Raw genomic sequence first — 20,079 nt, 5'->3', positions numbered from 1 at the left:
GCCGCGCCGAGCAGCCCCCCCCGCCCCGCGGGCCGCTGGAGACGTCGGACGGATGCTGCTCGTCAACGCCCTGCTGCCCGAGGCGACGCCCGCGGGGCGGGGGGGGCTGCTCGGCGCGGCGGGGCGGTTGCTGTCGGAGGTTTCGCCCGTGCGGTTGGTGTTCGCGCGGGATGCGTCCGCGGCGGCGGTGCTTCAGGGAGCGTTGGCGAATGGGTGAGGGTGGAGCGCGGCGGCCCCTGTTGACGGTGATTGCCGGGCCGACGGCGTCGGGGAAGACGGCGCTGGCGATCGCGCTGGCCCAGCGGGCCGGTGGCGAGATTGTCAGCGCGGACTCGCAGCAGGTGTACCGGCACTTCGACATCGGCACGGCGAAGCCCTCCGCGGAGGAGCTGGCCGCGGTGCCTCATCACCTGGTGTCCGCCGTGGACCCGATGGAGACCTTCTCCGCAGTCGAGTACCAACGGCGCGCGGACGTCGTCATCGCGGAGATCGCCGCACGCGGTCGGCCTGTCTTCGTCGTGGGCGGCACCGGGCTGTACCTGCGCGTGTTGCTTCATGGCGTGCTCGAGGCGCCCGGGGCCTTGCCGGAGCTGAGGGCGGAGCTGGAGGCGCTCGCGGCCGGTGAGGGGCGCGAGGCGGTGCACCGGAAGCTGGCGGAGGTGGACCCGGAGACGGCGGCGAAGCTCCCGCCGCAGGACCTGGTCCGCGTCATCCGGGCGCTGGAGATTCATGCGCGGACGGGTGTGCCCGCCTCGGCGTTCCGGAAGGCCCATGCCTTCGCGCCGGACCGCTATCCCTTCCAGTTGTACGTCCTGTCGCCACCGCGCGACGTGCTGTACGGGCTCATCAACACGCGCACGCGGAGGTTGTTCGAGCGTGGGCTCGTCGAGGAGACCCGCGACCTGCTGGCGCGAGGGTACGCGGATGCGGCGCCCATGCGCAGCGTGGGCTATGTGCAGGCGCGCGCCGTCGTTGAGGAGAGGATGACGCGCGAAGAGGCCATTCACGACACCGCGCAGGAGACGCGCCGCTACGCCAAACGGCAGTTGACGTGGTTCCGGAAGGAGCCCGGTGCTGTCTTCCTGGCGCCCCCATACGAGGCGGCGCTTCCGCTCGGCGGCGGTCGCACACCCTGACGCCCTCGAGGCCGGGGCAGGCGGGGGACAGAGCGGCGTCAGCGAGCGTTGCCGGCCCCATCGCGGGAGCCCATGTTCGGCGGTGGATGTGCCGGGGTCCCTTGTCGCCTGCCAACAGGCGGGCGAGACGCCGGGCGGCTCGGCCTCCGACGTGCACTCGCTTCAGGAGCAGTCACCATGGCCTTCACCGATGAACGCAGACCGGAAGTCGTGACCTCTGACACGAGGCCGAGGGTGAACTCGGCGGCCTGGGGTGGCCCCTTCATCATGGGGATCCTGATGACGTTGCTGGGGATTGTCGCGCTGGGGGCCGCCTTCTTCACCAGCCTGGTGACGGCCATCCTCTTCGGCGCGATGCTGGCTGGAGCAGGCGTCATGGAGGCCATCTCCGCCTTCCGGACGCGCAAGGAGGGCGGCCCGTTCTGGCTGTACCTGCTCAGCGGCATCCTCTCCGTCGTCGTGGGGCTGTTCGTCCTCATCTACCCTGCGGCGGGACTGGGCGCGATGACGCTGCTGCTGGCGGGCTACTTCTTCGCCAGCGGGCTCTTCCACGCCATCACCTCGGTGATGGACCGCTACCCCCGGTGGGGCTGGGACTTCTTCTACGGCGCCGTGTCCATCTTCCTGGGCATCGTCGTGATGCGGCAGTGGCCCATCTCCGCCGTCTGGCTGGTGGGCACGCTGGTGGGAATCGGCATCTTCTTCCGGGGCGTGGCGCTGATGGCGGGCGCCCTCTCCGTGCGGAGAGTGCTCCGCTCGGGCAACCCGACAGCCCCTGCCTCCATCTCCCGCTGACGGGCAGGCGGGCAAGGGCAGCAGCGGCAGTCCAGGGCGGACACATCCCACGTGTCCCCCTGGATTGACGCTTGCCATGCCCCGCGCAGGCGCGGCAGCGTACGCAGCCTGCGACCATGATCGACTACGACCCGCACCGTTGGTGGAGCTATTTTCATTACCTTCGCGGCTCCATGGTCCGCGAAATCGTGGCGCGGGTCCTCGTCTGTGTGTTGTGGGCCGTGGGCGTCACCGCGGTCCATCACCACCTCAAGCCCCTGGACATCCCGGCCACGGTGCACACGCTGGCCGGCATCTCGCTCAGCTTGCTGCTCGTCTTCCGGACCAACGCCTCCTATGACCGCTTCTGGGAAGGCCGGAAGCTGTGGGGCGGCATCGTCAACGAGACGCGCAACCTGGCCCGCGCCTCCGGCGTCTTCATGCGTCGGGACGCCGCGCTCTACGGCGCGCTGCTGCGGTGGATCAGCACCTTCCCCTATGCCGCCGCCGCGTCACTGCGAGGGGAGCGCGACCTGGGCCCCGTCGCCTCCGAGCTGCCGCGTGACGAAGCGGACGCGGTGCTGGGCAGCCAGCACGTCCCGCTCGCGGTGTCGCAGAAGCTGTCCGCCGTGCTCGATGAGGGCCGGCAGCGGGGCTACTACGCCGAATACGTCCAGATGCAGCTCGACCAGAACGTCCAGCTGCTCATCGACTACCTCGGCGGCTGTGAGCGCATCCACAAGACGCCCATTCCGTTCGCCTACATGATGCACCTGCGGCGGGCGCTGCTCGTCTACTGCTACACGCTGCCGTTCGCGCTGGTGGACTCGTTCGGCTGGATGACGGTGCCGGCCACGTTCATCGTCGCCTACGTCTTCTTCGGCATTGAAGAGATTGGCGTGGAGATTGAGGACCCGTTCGGCCACGACGACAACGACCTGCCGCTGGAGCGGATCTGCGAGACGATCCGCGGCAACCTCAAGGCGCTGATGCCCGGGAGCGCCGAGGCCATCCACGCCCCGGTCTCCGCGGTGGCCATCCCCGGTGGCGGTCAGGACGCGTAGCGGTCCGCGGCCCGCTCGCGCGCGTCGTCCGAGGCGTGCGGCGCGGGCTCCAGTCCGGGCATCATAGGGGGCCGGCCGGTGAGGATGCGCAGCAGCCGGTCCGGGTCCACGGGCTTGGGCAGGAAGGTCTCCGCCCCCGCGTCCAGGGCTCGCTGCCGGACATGGGGCCGGTTGAGGCCACTCATCACCAGCACGCGGGTGTTTCGGGTGAGGGGATGCTGCTTCAGGCCCTCGGCCAGCCGCAGGCCGTCCACCCAGTGCAGCACCACGTCCAGGAGGATGGCCGTGGGCGGCCGCCGGGCCACCGCGCAGAAGAGGGCGAGCTCGTCGGCGAAGGACACCACCTTCGCCCCGGTGCTCTCCAGCAGCGCCGTGAGCGCCTCGCGCGCGTCCGGGTCGTCATCCACGACGTAGTAGAGGTCCGGCTCCAGCTCCGGCACCACCGAGGGCACCGGCTCCACCGTGGTGCGCAGCCAGGAGCCCACCAGCTCCTTGAGGCCCGCCCAGCGCGCGGCGCCCAGGAGCGCGATGGGCGTGGGGCCGCTCAGGCCCAGCACCCCGCCGCCGAAGGTGCCGCCCAGCGTCCGCCGCCCCTTCGCCTTGACGAAGGCCTCCGGCGCCCGAGGCCCCGCGCGGCGCAGCCAGGGGAGGGTGCGTGCCCCCGCGGCGGCGTCCTCCAGCAGCTCTCCCAGGCCCTCGCGCACGTAGCGGCGCTCCAGCGTGCCCGCGTCCAGCCCGCCGTCGAGCAGCGCCACCGCCGCGCGGCTGCATGAAGCCAGCGTCTCCGACAGCCCCACCTGGAGCGGGTGGCCGAAGGCCGCGGGCCCCACGGCAAGCTGTCCCGGCGCCACCAGCGTCCGGCCGGGTCCATAGGGCAGGCGGGTGGTCTCCAGGGCCGCCAGCTCGAAGCCTTCCTCCACCAGGCCGTCGCGCGCGGCCATCATCAGCACCTGGCACAGGTCCGCGGGCGTCACCGCCGGCCCGAAGGCCAGCGCGTAAACCGAGCTGGCGCCGGGCAGCAGGAACAGCCCATCCACCGTCGGCAGGGGCGAAATCCACAGCCGGGCCACCGGGGCCAGCTCCCGCCGAGGCGAAGCATGGCGCAGGCGGGCCTGCACCGCCGGGAGGGTGGGGGCAGGGCGGAAGCCCTTGAAGAACGCGTCACCCATCAGCGGCCCGGCGCCCGACGCCAGCGCCACCGCGTGGAAGCGTTCGCCACTGCCCTGGGCGCGCACCACCAGCGCGCCCGCGCCGCGCACGGAGGCGGGCGCGTCTGGCGCGGGGGCCTGCCGCTCCACGCGCTCGACATGGCGGGGAAGGAAGCGGGCGCCCTGGGCGCTGGCCGCGGTGGCGAGCACGTCCCGCACCTGCTCCAGGCCGCCCAGGCCCTGGGGCCAGCCGTCCACCACCCAGAGGCCACCGGGCGTGGAGGACAGCAGCTCGCGCCGGCCCTCGGCGATGATTTCAATGCCGCGCAGCTCATGGGCGCGCCATTCGGAGGGAATGCGGCAGCCCAGCGCGGCCAGGCGTGAGCGGCATTCCGGTGTCAGCACCGCCGGCGGGGCGGTGCGCTCCTGCGCTCCTCCGGAGTACACGCGCACGTCCAGCGCCAGCCCGCGGGCCCTCCCGTTGAAGAGGAGTGAGGCGGCAAGCCCCGCTCCGGCAATGCCGCCTCCCACCACCGCCACCCTCGAACCCGTCGCCAGTTTGTTCCCCAGCATCATCCGCGCCCTCGCTGCTGCCCCGCCGTTGCCTGCCTCACCGCGCCCCGTTCAGTGCCGCTGCGCTGGAGGAGCGTTCGCGGGCCTGCCGAACACGACGACCCGGTCCCGCCCCTCGCGCTTTGCCTCGTAGAGGGCCGCGTCCGCCGCCTTCATCAGCGACTCCGTGTCCTCGCGGGGCCCTTCGAAGGTATGGTCGGCGATGCCCACGCTGACACTCAGTCCGAAGGGGGCAGGGCGGCCGTCGTTCTTCTGGACGCCGACGGCGCGCAGCCCGGTGCGGATGCGCTCGGCGAAGACGGCTGCCTCCAGCGCCGTCTGGTGCGGCAGCAGCGCGACGAACTCGTCGCCGCCGAAGCGGGCCGCGAAGTCCGACTCGCGCAGCTCCTGCTTCAACTGGTTGGCCAGCGCGAGGATGGCCCGGTTGCCCACGTCATGGCCCATGCCGTCGTTGATGGCCTTGAGGTGGTCCAGGTCGATGATGACGACGCTCAGCGGGTACTGATAGCGCTGGGCCCGGCGGAACTCTTCTTCCATCCGGAGGGTCAGCGCCCGGAAGTTGGCCAGCCCCGTGAGGCCGTCCGTCTGCGCGAGGATCTGCAGCCGGCGCTGCTGCTCGCTCTGGCGCAGCGCCCGGTCTATCCGGGCCAGCAGCTCCCGCGCGCTGGCCGGCTTGTGGATGAAGTCCACGGCGCCCATCTCCAGGCAGCGCTCCAGCGTGGCCTCGTCCGCGTCGCCCGTCAGGAAGATGACGGGCACCGCCTCCGTGCGCGGCTCGCGCTGGAGCAGCTCCAGCACCGCGAGCCCGTCTCCGCTGGGAAGGAACCTGTCCAGGAGGATGAGGTCCGGGCGGTGCTCCCGCGCCAGGTCCAGCCCCGCATCCGAATCCGGTGCGGCGAGCACATCGAACCGGACGGCGAGCAGGTCCACGAGGCTCTCTCGGACCTGGGCGTCGTCTTCGATGACGAGCAGAAGGGACCGCTCGGAGGTCCGGCCGCGCCGTTCCATGCACCACTCCGCGTCACTCGGCTGCTGCGAAATGGCAGGCCGAAAGTCTCGGGTGCCACGCCCTTCCGTGTGCTCCCAACGCCCTTGCGCCCCACGCGCATCCGCCGCCGCCCGGTCCTGCAAGCACACCCCAATGCCCACAACCTTCACCCGAGACCTCCGGCTGCCAAGCCTGTCAGGCTCCGCGAGGCGGGGCCTCTCCCCGCCATCCGTGAGCACGGTGCGGGAGCAAGCACCATGCCCCGCGGTGGGGGAGGGCGGTCAGAGTGTTTCCGGGCGGTTGCGCACCCGCTGCGTCACCCTGTTGTACAGGGTCGGAAGACGTTGCAGCGCGCCGAGGGGCAAGCCGGTAGATATTCCCGTGCGCGGGCAGACGCTCGAGGGCCGCGCGACGCGCCGCTAGCGTCGGGTGTTGAACTGCATGCGGCGGCCGCCCATGGGGGGCATGACCGGCGGCGGCGCCTCGAGCCCGAACTGCCACCACATGGGCTCGTAGGGCTTCATCTTCAGGCGCTTGTCGTTCTGGAGCTGGGAGAGGCTGCCCTTGAGCTTCTCGTCCTTGGGGTTCTCCTCCACGCCCCGGGCGAGCACGCGCAGCGCGCCGTCCTTGTCCTTGTTCTGGAGCAGGCACCAGGCATAGGCCGCCCAGACAATGGACTCCTTCTTGCCGCTCTTCGTCGCGGACTCGAACGCCTTCTTCATGGCGTCGAAGTCCTTGCGCTGGAAGTACAGGGCGCCTTCCATGGCCTTGGCCATGTAGTTGCGGCCGCTGCCCCTGGCGAAGGCGGCCTTGGCGCCGTCGTGGTCCTTCACCATGTACTTCAGCATGCCAATCTGGGAGTGAAGCTCCGGACCGACCAGGAACTGCCACTTGTCGTAGACCAGGCCCTGCTCCAGCGTCTTCACCGCCCGGTCCACCCGCGACTGGGCGTCCTTCTGGCTGCTGGGCTGGGACTGAAGGTCCTTCTGGACCACCGTCATCAGCGCCTGGACGCGGCTGGCCACCCGGCGAGCGAGCACGATGTAGGTGCCAACGAGGGCCAGGACTCCGGGGACGAGCCCCGCCCAGATGGAGAAGCCGGCGACCTTCACCAGGAGCGCGACGGCGATTCCCACACCGAGGGAAATGAGAAGGTTGTACATGGGGGGCCCCTCTTAGCGATGTGCGTGGAGCACCGCAATCTTCGGATGCACTTGGTATCAAGTCGCGGTATACGTCTGCTCGTCGCGACAGCAGGGGGCCCTCTGTCGAAATTGGTAGACGAGGCGGACTCAAAATCCGCTGCGGCTGACCCCGCGTCCCGGTTCGAGTCCGGGGAGGGCCATCATCCGAAGGGCAGGACCGGCGCGCTGCTCTTGCGCTGGACGCGCCCGGTCCTGATAAAGGACAGGCTCCAGCAGGTAGGGGCGGCGGAGGTCCCCCGTCAATGAGGGTGTTGCTGGTCGAGGATGACGCGAGCCTGCGGGAAGGCATGGGCGAGCTCATCTCCGAGCTCGCGGAGGTCCATGCGGTCGGCACCGGGGAGGAAGCGGTCGCGGCCCTCCAGGCCGAGCGCTTCGTCCTGGTCATCAGTGATTTGCGCATCGCGGGGGGCGAGCTGGGCGGCCGGACGGTCGTCGAGGCGGCCCGGAGGCGCCAGCAGGCGGTGGCCATTGTCAGCGCCGCGACGCCGGACGAGGTGATCCAGACCGTCCAGCCCCAGGTGGCGGACGCCATCCTCCTCAAGCCGTTCCAGATTGACGACATCTACGCCCTGGTGGAGCGCTTCATCGCGCTGCGTCAGGACGTGGAGCGGCTGGCCACGCAGGGCCAGCGGCCTCCCGCGAGCGACTGGTCGCCGCAGGGCGCCCACGTCCAGCTCGCGCGGGAAGACGCGCTGAAGGCGGTGTGGGTGTCGGTGACGGCCGGAGGTGACTTCACCGGGGCGTTCCACCCGACACCGGGGGGCGTGGGGATTCAGGTAGTCGAAGGCGTACTTGAAGTGGATGGCGTGTCGCATGCGGCGCCCGGGTATTTCTTCCTGGGGGCCGGGCAGACGCCTCGGATGCGCAGCCCGGCGGGCTGTCTGGTGGTGGGCGTGGGACTGAAAGGGCAGGGCTGAGGCACGTGGATTCCGTCTGGCCGGCAACGCCCGTGGACCCGGAGCGCCTGGGTCGTCCGTCTCGTCGTGGTGCGACGGCGGCGCTTGAGGCCCATATCGCGGTGCTTCGCGGTGAGCCCTTGAAGGCCGCGCTCGCCAACGCCTTGCGAGAGGCCAATGGCCTGGGCGGCCAGGAGCGGCGCTTCACCGCCATGGCCGTGCGGGAGCTGTCCCGGCACCAGCGCCTGCTGGACCTGGCGGCCCGGTTGCTGGGCCACACCATGGGAAAGGTGGGGCTGACGGAGGACCAGGCGCTGGTGCGCTATGCGCTCTGGCGCCGCATCTTCTGTGGCGAGGGCTGGACGCGCATTGGTCCCGAGGTCCGGCTGCCGGGGCCCGTGCGTCCGCGCACCATCAAGGACGACCTGCTCCAGCGCGTGGTGGAGCAGCCGCTGCCGGAGGCGCCGCTGCCGGAGTCCCAGACGGAGCGGCTGGCCCTGCGCTACTCGTTCCCCAACTGGCTGGTGCAGCGCCTGGCCCAGGTGTACCCGGAGGACGTCTTGGAGGGGCTGCTGGCGTCGCTCGATGAAGAGCCGTCGCTGCACTTCCGCGCGCGGCCCCCGGGGACCCGGGACGCGGTGCTGGCGGCGCTGAAGGAGGAGGGCGTCAACGCCGAGCCGGTGGCCGCGGCGCCGGACGCGGTGCGGGTGATGGACTCCAGCCACCGCGTCTTCGAGACGCGGATGATGAAGTCCGGCCGGCTCCAGGTGCAGGACGTGGGCAGCCAGCTCATCTCCGAGCTGTGCCGTCCCCAGGAGGGCTCGCTGGAGGGCTTCACCGTGGCGGACGTGTGCGCCGGCGCGGGCGGCAAGACGCTGGCGTTGGCGGACTTCGTCGGACCCCGGGGCAAGGTGCTGGCCGGGGACCGCTCGCGGCGACGGCTGGCCGAGGCGCGCGAGCGCGTGCGCCACTTCTCCCTCCGGCAGGTCGCCTTTCCGCATCCGCTCCCGCTGTCCGACGCGGACGTCCTGCTGATTGATGCGCCGTGCAGCGGCACGGGCTCCCTGGCGCGCGAGCCGGATCAGAAGTGGAAGCTCACCGCTCAGGAAATCTCCAAGTACCAGTCCACGCAGTCGGAGCTGCTGGAAGAGGTGTCACGCCAGGCGAAGCCGGGTGCACTCATCGTCTATGCGACCTGCTCGGTGATGCCCGAGGAGGACGAGGCGGTGGTGGAGGCCTTCCTCGCGAAGCATCCGGAGTTCACGCTGGAGCCAGTCGAGGACGTCCTGGGCGCGGAGCGGGCGGCGCTCGCCGCGCAGGGCCCCTATCTGAAGGCGCTGCCTCCCAAGGTCCCCGGGGGAGGCTTCTTCGCGGCCCGGCTGCGGAGGACAGGGACGGGGCCGGGTTGACAGGCTCCGAGAGCGCACGCTACGCAATCGTTGATTTCTCAAGGAGTGTGACTGACTTGGCGGCCGACTCGAAGCAGTCCGAGGTGGTGAAGCAGATCAACGACGCCTTCCAGGCGGCGCAGGCCCGGCTGGCCGAGCTGCGCGAGGCCGTGGAGCGCAACACGGACCTGGCCCGGGCGAACGCTCGCACCACCGTGTTGAAGGATCACAAGGAGAAGGCGCTCAAGGAGCTGGGCGAAGCCGTCTGGCGTCAGGTCCAGAAGGGCCGGCTGGAGCTGCCCGCGGGGTTCGGCGCCGCGCTCAAGGCGGTGGAGGCGGCGGAGCAGGCGGTCGAAGCCCACGCTCGCGAGCTCACCGATCTCCTCCGGGAAGGGGACGAAGTGGCGGAGCGGTTGAAAGAGCAAAAAAACGCACCCAGGCCTCAAAGAGTTCTGGTGCCTGGAGCGAAGAAGCGGTAGAAGGCACCCACTTCGCCGGTCGGGCCGCTCCCCAAAGCGGCTCAGCAGCAAAAGACGGGGCTATAGCTCAGCTGGGAGAGCGCTTGAATGGCATTCAAGAGGTCATCGGTTCGATCCCGATTAGCTCCACTCTGAAATGAAGAGGCCCGCCAGGGAGACCTGGCGGGCCTTTTTGTTTTCCGCGTCGCGCGGCGCTCCGTGGCGCACGAAAAAGGCCCGCCAGCGGGGCGCTGACGGGCCTTCGGGCTCCGGCGGCTACCGCCGAGCCGCCTACGCCTTGCCGGCGAAGATGGCCATCACGTCCTTGAGGAGCTTGATGGACTCCGCGTGCGGACGCTGGAAGGCGTTGCGGCCCATGATGGAGCCGAAGCCGCCGCCGGCGTTGATCTGCTTGATCTCCTCCAGCAGGGCGTCGGTGCCCTTGGCCTCGCCGCCGGAGAAGATGACGATGCGCTTGCCGTTGAAGGCGGAGCGGACGACCTCGCGGACGCGGTCCGACAGCGTCTTGGTGGCGATGCCGGCCTTCTCGAAGGCCTTCTTCGCCTCGGCCTGCTCGAGGTGATCCTGCGGCGGCTTCACCTTGATGACGTGCGCGCCGAGCTGGGCGCTGATCTGCGCCGCGTACGCCACCACGTCGATTCCCGTCTCACCCTCCTTGGACAGGCTGCCGCGGGGGTAGGCCCAGAGGACGGTGGGCAGGCCGTAGGACTTGGCCTCGGCGATGATGTCGCGGAGGTCCTCGTACTGCTCGTTGCGCGCCCCGGAGCCCGGGTAGATGGTGTAGCCGACGGCGGTGCAACCCAGGCGGACGGCGTCCTTCACGGAGCTCGTCACCGCGGACATGGGGTGGGGCACCTTGGCCAGGCTGTCGGAGTTGTTGACCTTGAGGATGAGGGGAATCTCACCCGCGTACTTGCCGGCCACCGCCTCCAGGAAGCCCAGCGGCGCCGCGTAGGCGTTGCAGCCCGACTCGATGGCCAGCTGGATGTGGTAGTCCGGATCGTAGCCGGCGGGGTTCGGCCCGAACGAGCGAGCCGGGCCGTGCTCGAAGCCTTGATCGACAGGGAGGATGACGAGCTTGCCCGTGCCGGCCAGCGTGCCGGTGTTCAGCAGCCGGGCCAGGTTGGTCAGCGTGCCGGGGTTGTCGGACGGGTACCACGACAGGATCTGCTTGACGCGATCGGTATGAGGCATGTGTGGGGATCCTCTGTCTCGGGAACAGGGCGCAATCTGCTGCATGCGTCACGTCCTACCAACTCCTTTTCACGCGCGAGTGTCACGGGTTCCACGACAGGGCGCAGCCCCCATCACCGGACGGGGCGCCCATGGGACGAACAACACCGGTGACGGCTCGATGCCGAACGGACATGCTGCGCCGCCGTGGGGTTCTCGGATATGGGGGACCACACAAGGCGGGCTGATGCGCAGACACCTGGATCATGGCGTGACAATGGCGCTGGTGCTCGCGGCGGGAGTTGCCGGAGCGCAGCTCACCCCCGGGTCGGTCGGGACGGGGAGCAGCCCTTCACCGGGCAGCACCGGAAGCACGCCGGCGCCTTCCACGCCCGCGCCCGGAGCGACGCCCGCGCCCGGAGCGATGCCCGCGCCGGCGACACCCGACCTGGAGACGCCGGGGTCCGACGTGCCCACGCGCGGCGTGGGCACCGGGGGGCGGGAGCTGCCACCGAGCCCGCCGGGCATTGCCCCCAGCTCGATTGAGGAGACGCCGGGTTCCTCTCAGCGGGGGCAGGCCATTTCACCCGCGCCGGCCCTGGCGCCTTCCGCCGAGGCGGAGCAGGTGAAGGACGGCGTGACGGAGGCGCCGGACTCGGAGGAGACGCCGGCGCGGCGGGCGCCGCTCACGCTGGCGCAGCTGGTGGCGCGGGCTCGTGAATCCGACTCCCGGGTAGAGGAGGCGACGGCGGAGCTGCGCAAGTTCCAGGCGCTCTACCAGCAGGCGCGCTGGGCCTGGTTCCCCAAGTTCGAAATCACCGTGGGCGCGGGTGGCCCCACGCCCGAGGCTCGCAACGACGGCCTGGGCGGACCGCCCACCACGGAGGCCACCTTTAAAGGCGACCTGAACTTCGGCCGCGTCGGCGTGACGATGTTCTCCACCGGCAACGCGGTGCTGCCGCTCTATACCTTCGGCAAGCTGACGGCGCTGGAGAAGGCGGGCGCGCAGGGGCCGGTGTTGGGGGCCGCGCTCCGCGAGCGCATGCGCAACGAGGTCGGCTTCCAGGCGGCGCAGGCGTACTTCGGCTACCAGCTGGCGCGCAGCGGGCTTCAGCAGATTGAAGAGGTGGCGAAGCGGCTGGAGGACGCCGGCCAGCGCATCGACAGGCTGCTCAAGGAGGACTCCGCCCAGGTGTCCGCGGTGGACTCGTACAAGGTCCGGTTCTTCCGTCAGCTCGTCGAGGCGCGCAAGGCGGAGGCCCTGCAGGGGCGGCAGCTCGCGCTCGCCGCCATCGGCCTGCTGGCCAACGCGGGGCCCGACGACGTCGTGATGGTGGTGGAAGAAGACCTGGAGCTCGAAGAGGACGTGCCGGTGCCCAGCCTGGAGCAGGCCCTGGTGCGCGCGGAGCAGTACCGTCCGGAGTTCACGGCTGTCGCCGCGGGCATCGCCGCGCGCGAGCAGGAGGTCTTCATCCGTGAGCGCAGCTACTACCCGGACCTGGGCCTGGCCGGCTTCTACGACGTGCGCTTCACCACCAGCGCCACGCGGCAGCGCACGCCCTTCGCCTTTGATCCGTTCAACGACCGCACCGCGGGCCTGGGCCTGGTGATGCGGGGGACGTTCGATATTCCCATCAAGGATGCCCAGCTCGAGCAGGCCCGCGCGGAGCTGGACAAGCTGCGCGCGCAGGAGAAGCAGATTCGCGCGGGCATCCGCCTGGAGGTCGCCAAGGTGCACGGCGAACTGGTGGCCGCCTGGAGCCGCGCCCGGGCCTTTGGCGAAGCGGAACGAAATGCCCGCCGGTGGGTAACGGCTGCCTTCACCGCGTTCGACCTGGGGACCGGTGACACCCGTGACCTGGTGGACGCATTCACGGCCTATGCCCAGGCTTCAGGTGACAAAGGCAAGAGCTGGCACGACGTTCGGGTAGGAATGGCCGCCCTTGCGCGGGTAACCGGGGCGCCGCTGGCCCCGAGTGAATAACCATGCGCTCACCACTGTCTTCCCTGTCGTCCTTTCACTCGGAGCCCATTGAATGATTGCTTCCCTGCTTGCCGCCACCTTGCTCGCCGCCGCGCCCGGCCCGCTGACGGTCGTCAAATCCGGGAACGCGGACGTGCAGAAGGCCGCCAACGCGTCCGGCGCCACCGCGCAGTCGCTCGCCAGCGTGGTGGAGAAGTTCGTCGACTTCGAGGAGCTGGCGAAGCGCGCGCTGGGTGACAAGGCCTGGGCTGGCCTCAAGCCCGCCCAGCGCAAGGAGTTCACCGACACGATGACGGGCCTGCTGCGCGCGTCCTATGCCCAGAAGGCCCTGGGGCAGGCGCAAGCGCAGGTGAAGTACGGCGAGGAAGGCATCGACGGAAACGAGGCCTCCGTGGGCACCACGGTGACGGTGAAGAAGGACGCCGTCCCCGTCGAGTACCGCCTGTACCGCACGTCCGCCAGCGGGGCCTGGCGCATCTACGACGTCATCACCGACGAAGTGTCCCTGGTGGACACGTACAAGGGGCAGTTCCGCAAGCTGCTCGCCGACAAGGGCTTCGACGGCCTGCTGTCCACGCTGAAGAGCAAGCGGGCGCAGCTGGAGAAGGAGAACGCGGCGTCGGCGGAGAAGAGCGCGGGGCAGACGGCCGTCCCCTGACGCCCAGCGCGGTCCGCGTCAGCTGTCCCGGCCGAGGTGCCCTCGAGGGTGCCTCGGCCTTCGTTTTTTCAGCGACCGCCCGCCTCGCGGTATGCGGCCAGGGTGCCGGCCAGGCCCTGGGCCAGGGGGATGGTGGGCAGGAAGCCCAGCTCCCGGCTCGCGCGCTCGGTGGAGCACGTCCACGCGGGGCACCGCATCTCCCGCACCTTGTCCCGGTTGAGGATGGGCACCGTGCCGCGCAGGCGGGCCACGGCCTCCGAGCCCAGCCCCACCATGTAGCTGACCGTCTGCGGCACGGACAGCACCGCGGGCCGGCCCTTGCCGAGCGCCCCGGCCATGGCCGCGCAGACGTCCTCCCAGGAGTGCTCCACGCCGTCGGACACGGTGTACACGCCACGCGCCGCGTCCTCCTTCGACACCGTGGCGCCGCGCTCCCCGGCCGCGAGCAGGGCGGTGCACAAATCGTCCACGTGGATGAGCGAGTAGCGCTTGGGGCCGAAGCCGCTCTTGAGCGCCAGCCCCAGCTTCGCCATGGGCAGCAGCGACGGGAGGAACTCCACGTCACCGGGCCCGTAGACGATGGGCGGCCGGACGATGACGGACGGAACGCGGTCCGCGAGCTCCCGCACCGCCTCCTCTCCGCCCAGCTTGCTGCGGCCGTAGAGGGACACGGGCGCGGGGGGATCCTCCTCGCGGCGCGGGCGCTCTGGCGTGGACGGACCGGCGGCGGCCAGCGACGAGCAGTACACCAGCCGGGGCGGGTGGGGCAGGGCGGCCATGGCCTCCACCAGCCGGCGGGTGCCCTTCGCGTTGCCCTCCAGGTAGCCCTCGGGCTCGCGGGACTTGGTGACGCCGGCCAGGTGCAGCACGCAGTCCACGTCGCGCACGGCCTCGGCCAGGCCCGCGCCCGTCGTCAGGTCCGCCACCACGAAGCGGGCGCCCAGTCCCTCCAGGGGCCCGCGCCGCGAGCTGGCGCGCACCATGAGGGTGAGCGTGTCGCCACGCTCCACCACGCGGCGCGCGAGCCGCTGGCCAATGAACCCGGTGCCGCCAGTGAGCAGGAAGCGCAAGGAAGACTCCTCGGGGGCGGGCCGCGATCAGAGCGCGCGCGTGTAGACGCGGTACGTCTTGGAGCGCTGCGCGCCCATGGACTCGATGGCGCGGTTGACCAGGTGGTTGTCCTCGAGCGTCCAGGAGATCTCCCCGCCCACGTAGCCCAGCCGCTTCGCCGTGCGCAGGGTGTCCAGGTACAGGATGGCGTCCAGGCCGCGGCGCCGGTAGCCCTCCTTGATGCCGAGGATGATGAGGCGCAGCCGGTTGATGCGGCGCGAGGCCAGCGCCAGCTTCACCAGGCCGATGGGCAGGCCGAACGTGGTGAGCCGCCCGTTGGCCGCGCGGATGGCCTGGTTGGCATCCGGCACCGTGAGGGAGAAGGCCACCGGCTCGCCCTGGATCTCCGCCACGAGCGCCAGCTCCGGCCGGACGACCGTCTTGAGCTCCTTGGCCAGGTGGTCGAACTCCGCGTCGGTGAAGGGCACGAAGCCCCAGTTCTTCTCCCACGCCGAGTTGTAGATGTCGCGGATGCGCTTCACCTCGGCGTCCAGGTCCTTCATGTTGACCGGACGCACGACGACGCCGTCGCGCACGCGAAGCTTCTCCGCGATGCGCACCACCTTCTCCGGCGGCTGCGCGGAGGACGACAGCTCGTAGGCGTACAGGTCCTTGGCCTTCGTCAGGCCGCAGGCCTCCAGCAGCGCCGCGTAGTAGGGCGGGTTGTGCGGCATCATCACCGCGGGCGGCGTGTCGAAGCCGTCGATGAGCAGGCCCCATTCCTGGTTGGAGGACAGGTTGGCCGGCCCCAGCATGGCGTTCATGCCCCGCTGGCGCAGCCAGGACGCGGCGGCCTCCAGCAGGCTCCGGGTGATGCCCGCGTCATTCACGCACTCGAAGAGGCCGAAGAAGCCCTCCTTCGTGCCGTGAAGCTCCATGTGCCGCGGGTTGCGGATGGCGGCGATGCGCCCCACCACGACCGGGCCGCGCCGGGCGAGGAACAGCTCCAGCTCGCCGTACTCGAAGAAGGGGTTCTTCTTCGGGTCCAGGAAGTCCCTGCGCTCCATCTCCAGCGGAGCAACCCAGTGCGGGTCGCTCTGGTAGAGAGCGTAGGGGAGGCGGATGAACTGCATCCGCTCCGCCTCGCCGCGGACTGGGGTCACCTGCACGTCCGAGGGCATGGGCGGAGACGCGCGGGTGGGTTGGGACGGCTCGGCGTGGAGGGCCATGGGCGGTTCAGTTCCGGTCGGAGTGGGCGCCGTTGCGCATGAAGAAGTGAGCGCCCTTCTCCAGCAGCAGGCCCGGCAGCTCGCCGCGCTTCTCCCACAGCTTCAGCGGCGCGTTGCCCAGCTTGCGCAGGTCCTCCGGCTGGAGGTTGGCCGCGCGCCAGGTGAGCTGCTCCACCGCGTCGAACAGGCGCCCGGCCACCTCGCGCGAGGACATGCGCGACAGCTGGTCCAGGGTGATGCCGCCCGTGTCGGCCAGCAGGCCGTTCGAGCCCGCTGCCCAGGTCTCGCTCGCGCGGTTGGCCAGGATGCGGGTACCCGGGCGGGCAATCTGCACCGGCTCGTAGACGGTGGGGCGCGTCTCCGGAATCACGCCCAGCTTCCGGCCAATGCTCTCGAAGGTGTCCAGCACGCGGTCCAGCTGCGCGTCCGTGTGCGTGGCCATGTAGGAGGTGCGGATGAGCGCGTGGCCCGGCTCCACCGCCGGCGGAATCACCGGGTTGGCGAAGACGCCGGCCTCGTGCAGCGCGCGCCAGAAGCGGAAGCACTTCACCTGGTCGCCGATGTGCACCGGCACCACCGGCGTCACCGACACGCCCGTGTCGAAGCCCATGGCGCGGAAGCCGTTGTGCATCTTCTCCGCGATGTCCAGCAGGCGGGCGCGGCGCTCCGGCTCCGCTTCGATGATCTCCAGCGTCTTGAGCGCCGCGGCGATGGAGCCCGGCGTCATGGACGCGGAGAAGATGACCGAGCGCGCCTTGTGGCGGATGTAGTTGATGACCTCGAAGGGACCGGCCAGCACGCCGCCCAGCGACGCGAAGCTCTTGGAGAAGGTCCCCATGACGAGGTCCGTCTCCTTCTCCAGATCGAAGTATTCGGACGTGCCCCGGCCCCGCGTGCCCAGCACGCCCATGGCGTGCGCGTCATCCGTCATCACCCGCGCGTTGTAGTGCTTCGCCAGCTCCACGATGCGGGGCAGGTTGCAGAGGTCGCCCTCCATGGAGAAGACGCCGTCGGTGACGATGATCTTGCCAACCTCGGGGTCCGCCTGGGACAGCAACTGCTCCAGGTGGTCCATGTCGTTGTGGCGGAACTTGCGCTCGGTGGCGAAGGACAGGCGGATGCCGTCCACCAGCGAGGCGTGGTTCTGCCGGTCACTGAACACGATGTCGTGCCGGCCCAGGATGGACGCCAGCGCGAGGTTCGTCTGGAAGCCCGTGGAGATGACGATGGCGGACTCGCGGTTGAGGAACCTCGCCAGTCGCGCCTCCAGCTCCTCATGCAGCGCGAGCGTGCCGTTGAGCAGCCGCGAGCCGGAGCTGGTGGTACCGAACTTCTCCGTCGCCTTGATGGCCGCTTCCTTCACGCGCGGATCGGCGGACAGGCCCAGGTAGTTGTTGGACCCGACCATGATGACGCGCTTGCCTTCGATCTCCACCTCGGTGGCGCCGTGCGACGCTTCGATGGCGCGGAAGTACGGATAGAGACCCGTCGCCTTCGCGATACGGTAGTCCTTCCAGTTACGGCACTTGTCGAAGACGTCGCTCATGGGGCTCTCCAGTCGCGACTCCCCCGATGCAGGGAGCAATCCGCGTCGGGGATTTCTGCGTCCGGCGGCCTCTGACGGGGGACGCGGGGGCGTGAATAAAGAGGGAGCGCGGCAGTGTCAAGGCAAGCGCCGCGCCCTCCATCCCTCTGTCGTCACCCGCATCCGGGCTCGCCTTGACAGCACTGAGACTTTGATGGCACCCCGCCGTCCGACACACGGTGTTCTCCAGTCGATACTGGAGCGCGGGGTGTGCATCGGGCTGCACACCTGCTGTCCGTGTGGCGCGCCTGGAGGCCTTCCGTTTCACCCGCTGTTCAAGAGCGCCGCTGACTGGCCGGGAATTTGCTCCGTCGCCGGTCCCCGAGGAGTCGACGTTGGCCAGGTCTCAACGGTGGTTCGAAGGCTTCATCCAGGCCGCGGTTTCGCGGCCCTGGCAGGTGTTGCTCGTGTTCTCACTGCTCGCGCTGGGCGGGGTGGCCGTGGCGTCGCGGCTGGAGTTCCGCGGGTCGTTCGTGGAGCTGCTCCCGCGGGGCTCCCCGGAAGTGCGGGATCTGACACGCGTGTCAGAGAAGGCAGGCGGGGACGGCTACCTGGTCCTCGTTGCAAAGGGAGACACTCCGGAGCGGCTGGAGGCATACGCGGCCGAATTGCAGACGCAATTGGAAGTGATGCCCGAGGTCCGCTACGTCGAGCATCGCTATGACGTGGACTTCTTTCGTCGAAATGCGCTGCTGTTATTGCCCATCGAGAAGCTCGCCGCGCTACGCCAGGACCTGACGGCGCGCATGCGCTACGAGCGGCAGCGCGCCAACCCGTTCTTCTTCGACCTGGGGGGCACGCCGGAGCCGCTGGACTTCGAAGCCCTCGCGAAGAAGTACGCGCCGGACGCGCCCATGCGCGAGACGCTGGCCAGCGCGGACGGCACCGAAGTCTATTTGATGATCAAGCCGTCCGGGACGGCGGGAGACCTGGCCTTCGCGCGGCGCTTCGTGGACCAGGTCATGGGCACCGGGCGCACGCTCGCGGCGCGGCGCTATCCGGGCGTGACGCTGCAGGCCACGGGCAACTTCCAGGGGCGCATCGAAGAGGACGCGGTGATGCGCGGCGACCTGTCGCGCGCGGGCACGCTGTCCGCGCTCGTCGCGGTGGGCCTCATCCTGCTCGCCACGCGGCGCGTCGCGGCGCTGGCCGTGGTCGGCATCCCCGTCATGGTGGGCGTGGTGTTGACGTTCGCGGCGGCGCAGCTCGCCATTGGCCACCTCAACATCGTGACGGGCTTCCTCGTCGCCATCTTGATTGGCCTGGGCATCGAGTATGGCGTCCACCTGTGCATGCGGTACTGGGAGGAGCGGCGCACGCGGCCGGCGCGCGAGGCCATCGCCGCGGCGGTGCGCGGCACCTTCCGCGGCGCGGTGACGTCCGCGGTGACGAACGCGGCGGCGTTCTTCGTGCTGCTGCTGGCCCAGTTCCAGGCCTTCAACCAGTTCGGCCTGCTGGCCGGCCTGGGCGTGCTGCTGGCCGTGCTCGCGACGTATGCGATGGGGCCGTCGCTGCTGGCCATCGCGGAGCGCCTGCGTCCGGCCCGCGCGGACGTGGCGGCGGAGGCCACCGCGCCCCAGGTGGCCCCGCCGGAGCGGGCGTGGCGGCGCTGGCCCACGGGCGTCATCGCCGCGCTGGCGCTGTCGGTGGTGGGCTTCGCCGCGTTCTCCGTCTCCGTGGCGCCCCAGCTGGGCTTCGAGACGGACATGCGCAAGCTCAAGGGCGAGTCCCCGGCGTCGCGCCTGGATGACCGCGTCACCGAACAGCTGGGCCAGCCCCTCAACCCGGCCATCTTCCTGGTGGACGACGTGGCGCAGGCGGCGCAGGTGGAGGCCGTCATCGCGGAGGTGAAGCAGCGCAACGGCGCGGACTCCGCCATCCTCGGCTCCGCGTCCCTCAACGACCTGCTGCCTTCCGATGGAGAGCGCCGGGAGGTGGAGCTGGCGGCCCTGCGCGAGGCCTTCCAAGAACTGGAGGACCTGCCCGCGGCGCTTCGCGAGGACGCGCGGCTGCGGGAGTTCCAGCGGATGCTGGCGGCGAAGCCCTACGGCCTGGAGGCGGTGCCGGTGGAGGTGCGCCGGCGCTTCGAGGCCACGGACGGGAAGGGCACCTTCCTGCTCCTGTTCCCGTCCGTCTCCAACTCCGACACCGAGGAGCTGCGGCGCTGGGCCACGCAAATCGACCAGGTGGTGGAGGGCGCGAAGGCGCGCGGCATCGACCTGGCCGTGCTGGACAGCAACCGCATCGCCGCGCGCATCTTCGCGCTGGTGAGCGCGGACGGGCCGCTCATCCTGGGGTCCGCCGCCGCGGTGGTGTTCGTCGTCATCCTGGTGAGCCTGCGCGGCTTCAAGCGCGCGTTGCTCGTCACCGGGCCGCTGTTCCTGGGCATGACGTGCCTGGCGGGGGGCATGTACCTCTTCGACGTCCAGCTCAACTTCATCAACGCGGTGGTGCTGCCCAACCTGCTGGCCATCGCCGTGGACAACTCGGTGCATCTGTTCCACCGGTACGAGGAGGAGGGGCCCGGCTCGCTCGGCAAGGTGGTGCGCCATACGGGGCTGGCGGCCGTGGTGGCCACGCTGTCCAACGCGGCCGGGTATGGCGCGCTGCTGGTCGCCAACCACCAGGGGCTGCGGAGTATCGGTCAGATTGCGCTACTGGGGGTCATGTGCACCTTCTTGGGGACCACGGTCTTCTTCCCTGCGCTGCTCGCCTTGCTGGAGCGGTGGACGGGGCGCGAGAATGGGGT

At 70.3% G+C, this 20,079-nt stretch carries 16 protein-coding genes, 2 tRNA genes and 1 pseudogene; 12 read left to right on the top strand and 7 right to left on the bottom strand.

What is annotated here, in order from left to right:
* From HV824_RS28345 to HV824_RS28330, 4 genes and pseudogenes are all read left to right on the top strand, one after another.
* Nucleotides 1–217: pseudogene (locus HV824_RS28345) on the top strand (hypothetical protein); the annotation flags it as partial.
* On the top strand, nucleotides 210–1,136 hold the full coding sequence (gene miaA / locus HV824_RS28340) for a tRNA (adenosine(37)-N6)-dimethylallyltransferase MiaA (protein ID WP_176421000.1): 927 nt from the start codon (nucleotides 210–212) through the stop codon (nucleotides 1,134–1,136). The pseudogene HV824_RS28345 and the gene miaA, both read left to right, overlap by 8 nt.
* A gap of 234 nt (nucleotides 1,137–1,370) precedes the next feature.
* Nucleotides 1,371–1,931, top strand: a complete 561-nt coding sequence (locus tag HV824_RS28335) for an HdeD family acid-resistance protein (protein ID WP_368671051.1) — start codon at nucleotides 1,371–1,373, stop codon at nucleotides 1,929–1,931.
* Between the two features lie 116 nt (nucleotides 1,932–2,047).
* Nucleotides 2,048–2,974: a bestrophin family protein gene (locus HV824_RS28330; protein WP_176421002.1), complete on the top strand. Its 927-nt coding sequence runs from the start codon at nucleotides 2,048–2,050 to the stop codon at nucleotides 2,972–2,974.
* Here HV824_RS28330 and HV824_RS28325 read toward each other — a convergent pair.
* The 3 genes from HV824_RS28325 to HV824_RS28315 all read right to left on the bottom strand — a co-directional run bounded on the left by HV824_RS28325 (nucleotide 2,962) and on the right by HV824_RS28315 (nucleotide 6,846).
* Nucleotides 2,962–4,698, bottom strand: coding sequence for a response regulator (locus HV824_RS28325; protein WP_176424667.1), 1,737 nt, complete (start codon nucleotides 4,696–4,698; stop codon nucleotides 2,962–2,964). The two genes, HV824_RS28330 and HV824_RS28325, sit on opposite strands and share 13 nt — an antisense overlap.
* A gap of 48 nt (nucleotides 4,699–4,746) precedes the next feature.
* Nucleotides 4,747–5,703 (bottom strand): diguanylate cyclase, encoded by a 957-nt coding sequence (locus HV824_RS28320; RefSeq protein WP_176424666.1) that lies wholly within the window; start codon nucleotides 5,701–5,703, stop codon nucleotides 4,747–4,749.
* Between the two features lie 399 nt (nucleotides 5,704–6,102).
* Nucleotides 6,103–6,846, bottom strand: coding sequence for a M48 family metallopeptidase (locus HV824_RS28315; protein ID WP_163785139.1), 744 nt, complete (start codon nucleotides 6,844–6,846; stop codon nucleotides 6,103–6,105).
* 96 nt (nucleotides 6,847–6,942) lie between these two features.
* Between HV824_RS28315 and HV824_RS28310 the strand changes: the two genes are divergently transcribed.
* The 5 genes from HV824_RS28310 to HV824_RS28290 all read left to right on the top strand — a co-directional run bounded on the left by HV824_RS28310 (nucleotide 6,943) and on the right by HV824_RS28290 (nucleotide 9,780).
* Nucleotides 6,943–7,028, top strand: a tRNA-Leu gene (locus tag HV824_RS28310).
* 102 nt (nucleotides 7,029–7,130) lie between these two features.
* Nucleotides 7,131–7,805 (top strand): response regulator, encoded by a 675-nt coding sequence (locus tag HV824_RS28305; RefSeq protein WP_176421006.1) that lies wholly within the window; start codon nucleotides 7,131–7,133, stop codon nucleotides 7,803–7,805.
* 101 nt (nucleotides 7,806–7,906) lie between these two features.
* On the top strand, nucleotides 7,907–9,193 hold the full coding sequence (locus HV824_RS28300) for an RsmB/NOP family class I SAM-dependent RNA methyltransferase (protein ID WP_176421013.1): 1,287 nt from the start codon (nucleotides 7,907–7,909) through the stop codon (nucleotides 9,191–9,193).
* A gap of 56 nt (nucleotides 9,194–9,249) precedes the next feature.
* The gene (locus HV824_RS28295) at nucleotides 9,250–9,651 is read left to right on the top strand and encodes a hypothetical protein (protein ID WP_255208403.1); all 402 of its coding nucleotides are present in this window, start codon (nucleotides 9,250–9,252) and stop codon (nucleotides 9,649–9,651) included.
* 56 nt (nucleotides 9,652–9,707) lie between these two features.
* Nucleotides 9,708–9,780, top strand: a tRNA-Ala gene (locus tag HV824_RS28290).
* A 141-nt stretch (nucleotides 9,781–9,921) separates the two neighbouring features.
* Here HV824_RS28290 and HV824_RS28285 read toward each other — a convergent pair.
* A complete protein-coding gene (locus HV824_RS28285; protein WP_163785145.1) occupies nucleotides 9,922–10,845 on the bottom strand; it encodes a class I fructose-bisphosphate aldolase in 924 nt (307 codons plus the stop codon).
* Between the two features lie 256 nt (nucleotides 10,846–11,101).
* Between HV824_RS28285 and HV824_RS28280 the strand changes: the two genes are divergently transcribed.
* Both HV824_RS28280 and HV824_RS28275 read left to right on the top strand, forming a co-directional pair.
* A complete protein-coding gene (locus tag HV824_RS28280) occupies nucleotides 11,102–12,808 on the top strand; it encodes a TolC family protein (RefSeq protein WP_255208405.1) in 1,707 nt (568 codons plus the stop codon).
* A 52-nt stretch (nucleotides 12,809–12,860) separates the two neighbouring features.
* Entirely contained in the window at nucleotides 12,861–13,466 is a 606-nt protein-coding gene (locus tag HV824_RS28275) for a phospholipid-binding protein MlaC (RefSeq protein ID WP_163785149.1), read from the top strand.
* A gap of 68 nt (nucleotides 13,467–13,534) precedes the next feature.
* Here HV824_RS28275 and HV824_RS28270 read toward each other — a convergent pair whose 3' ends face one another.
* From HV824_RS28270 to HV824_RS28260, 3 genes are read right to left on the bottom strand one after another with little or no spacing between them, the layout of a single operon-like run.
* Nucleotides 13,535–14,536, bottom strand: a complete 1,002-nt coding sequence (locus HV824_RS28270) for an NAD(P)-dependent oxidoreductase (protein ID WP_176424664.1) — start codon at nucleotides 14,534–14,536, stop codon at nucleotides 13,535–13,537.
* A gap of 27 nt (nucleotides 14,537–14,563) precedes the next feature.
* Entirely contained in the window at nucleotides 14,564–15,745 is a 1,182-nt protein-coding gene (locus tag HV824_RS28265) for an N-acetyltransferase (RefSeq protein ID WP_176424663.1), read from the bottom strand.
* A 7-nt stretch (nucleotides 15,746–15,752) separates the two neighbouring features.
* On the bottom strand, nucleotides 15,753–17,291 hold the full coding sequence (locus HV824_RS28260; RefSeq protein WP_176424662.1) for an aminotransferase class I/II-fold pyridoxal phosphate-dependent enzyme: 1,539 nt from the start codon (nucleotides 17,289–17,291) through the stop codon (nucleotides 15,753–15,755).
* Between the two features lie 374 nt (nucleotides 17,292–17,665).
* Between HV824_RS28260 and HV824_RS28255 the strand changes: the two genes are divergently transcribed.
* On the top strand, nucleotides 17,666–20,079 hold a 2,414-nt coding region (locus HV824_RS28255), incomplete at its 3' end, for an RND family transporter (RefSeq protein ID WP_217917820.1).

Source organism: Myxococcus sp. AM009, from assembly GCF_013372605.1.
GTDB classification, from domain to species: domain Bacteria; phylum Myxococcota; class Myxococcia; order Myxococcales; family Myxococcaceae; genus Myxococcus; species Myxococcus vastator.
Note: the sequence above shows the minus strand (reverse complement) of the source record. Positions and strands in the feature narration are given on the sequence as shown.

What these genes read in the sequence shown, in the direction of transcription:
- HV824_RS28280 (WP_255208405.1), top strand. Translation starts at nt 11,102, where the DNA reads ATGGCGCTGGTGCTCGCGGCGGGAGTTGCCGGAGCGCAGCTCACCCCC.
- HV824_RS28325 (WP_176424667.1), bottom strand. Translation starts at nt 4,698, where the DNA reads ATGATGCTGGGGAACAAACTGGCGACGGGTTCGAGGGTGGCGGTGGTG.
- HV824_RS28320 (WP_176424666.1), bottom strand. Translation starts at nt 5,703, where the DNA reads ATGGAACGGCGCGGCCGGACCTCCGAGCGGTCCCTTCTGCTCGTCATC.
- miaA (WP_176421000.1), top strand. Translation starts at nt 210, where the DNA reads ATGGGTGAGGGTGGAGCGCGGCGGCCCCTGTTGACGGTGATTGCCGGG.
- HV824_RS28305 (WP_176421006.1), top strand. Translation starts at nt 7,131, where the DNA reads ATGAGGGTGTTGCTGGTCGAGGATGACGCGAGCCTGCGGGAAGGCATG.
- HV824_RS28330 (WP_176421002.1), top strand. Translation starts at nt 2,048, where the DNA reads ATGATCGACTACGACCCGCACCGTTGGTGGAGCTATTTTCATTACCTT.
- HV824_RS28260 (WP_176424662.1), bottom strand. Translation starts at nt 17,291, where the DNA reads ATGAGCGACGTCTTCGACAAGTGCCGTAACTGGAAGGACTACCGTATC.
- HV824_RS28285 (WP_163785145.1), bottom strand. Translation starts at nt 10,845, where the DNA reads ATGCCTCATACCGATCGCGTCAAGCAGATCCTGTCGTGGTACCCGTCC.
- HV824_RS28265 (WP_176424663.1), bottom strand. Translation starts at nt 15,745, where the DNA reads ATGGCCCTCCACGCCGAGCCGTCCCAACCCACCCGCGCGTCTCCGCCC.
- HV824_RS28315 (WP_163785139.1), bottom strand. Translation starts at nt 6,846, where the DNA reads ATGTACAACCTTCTCATTTCCCTCGGTGTGGGAATCGCCGTCGCGCTC.
- HV824_RS28275 (WP_163785149.1), top strand. Translation starts at nt 12,861, where the DNA reads ATGATTGCTTCCCTGCTTGCCGCCACCTTGCTCGCCGCCGCGCCCGGC.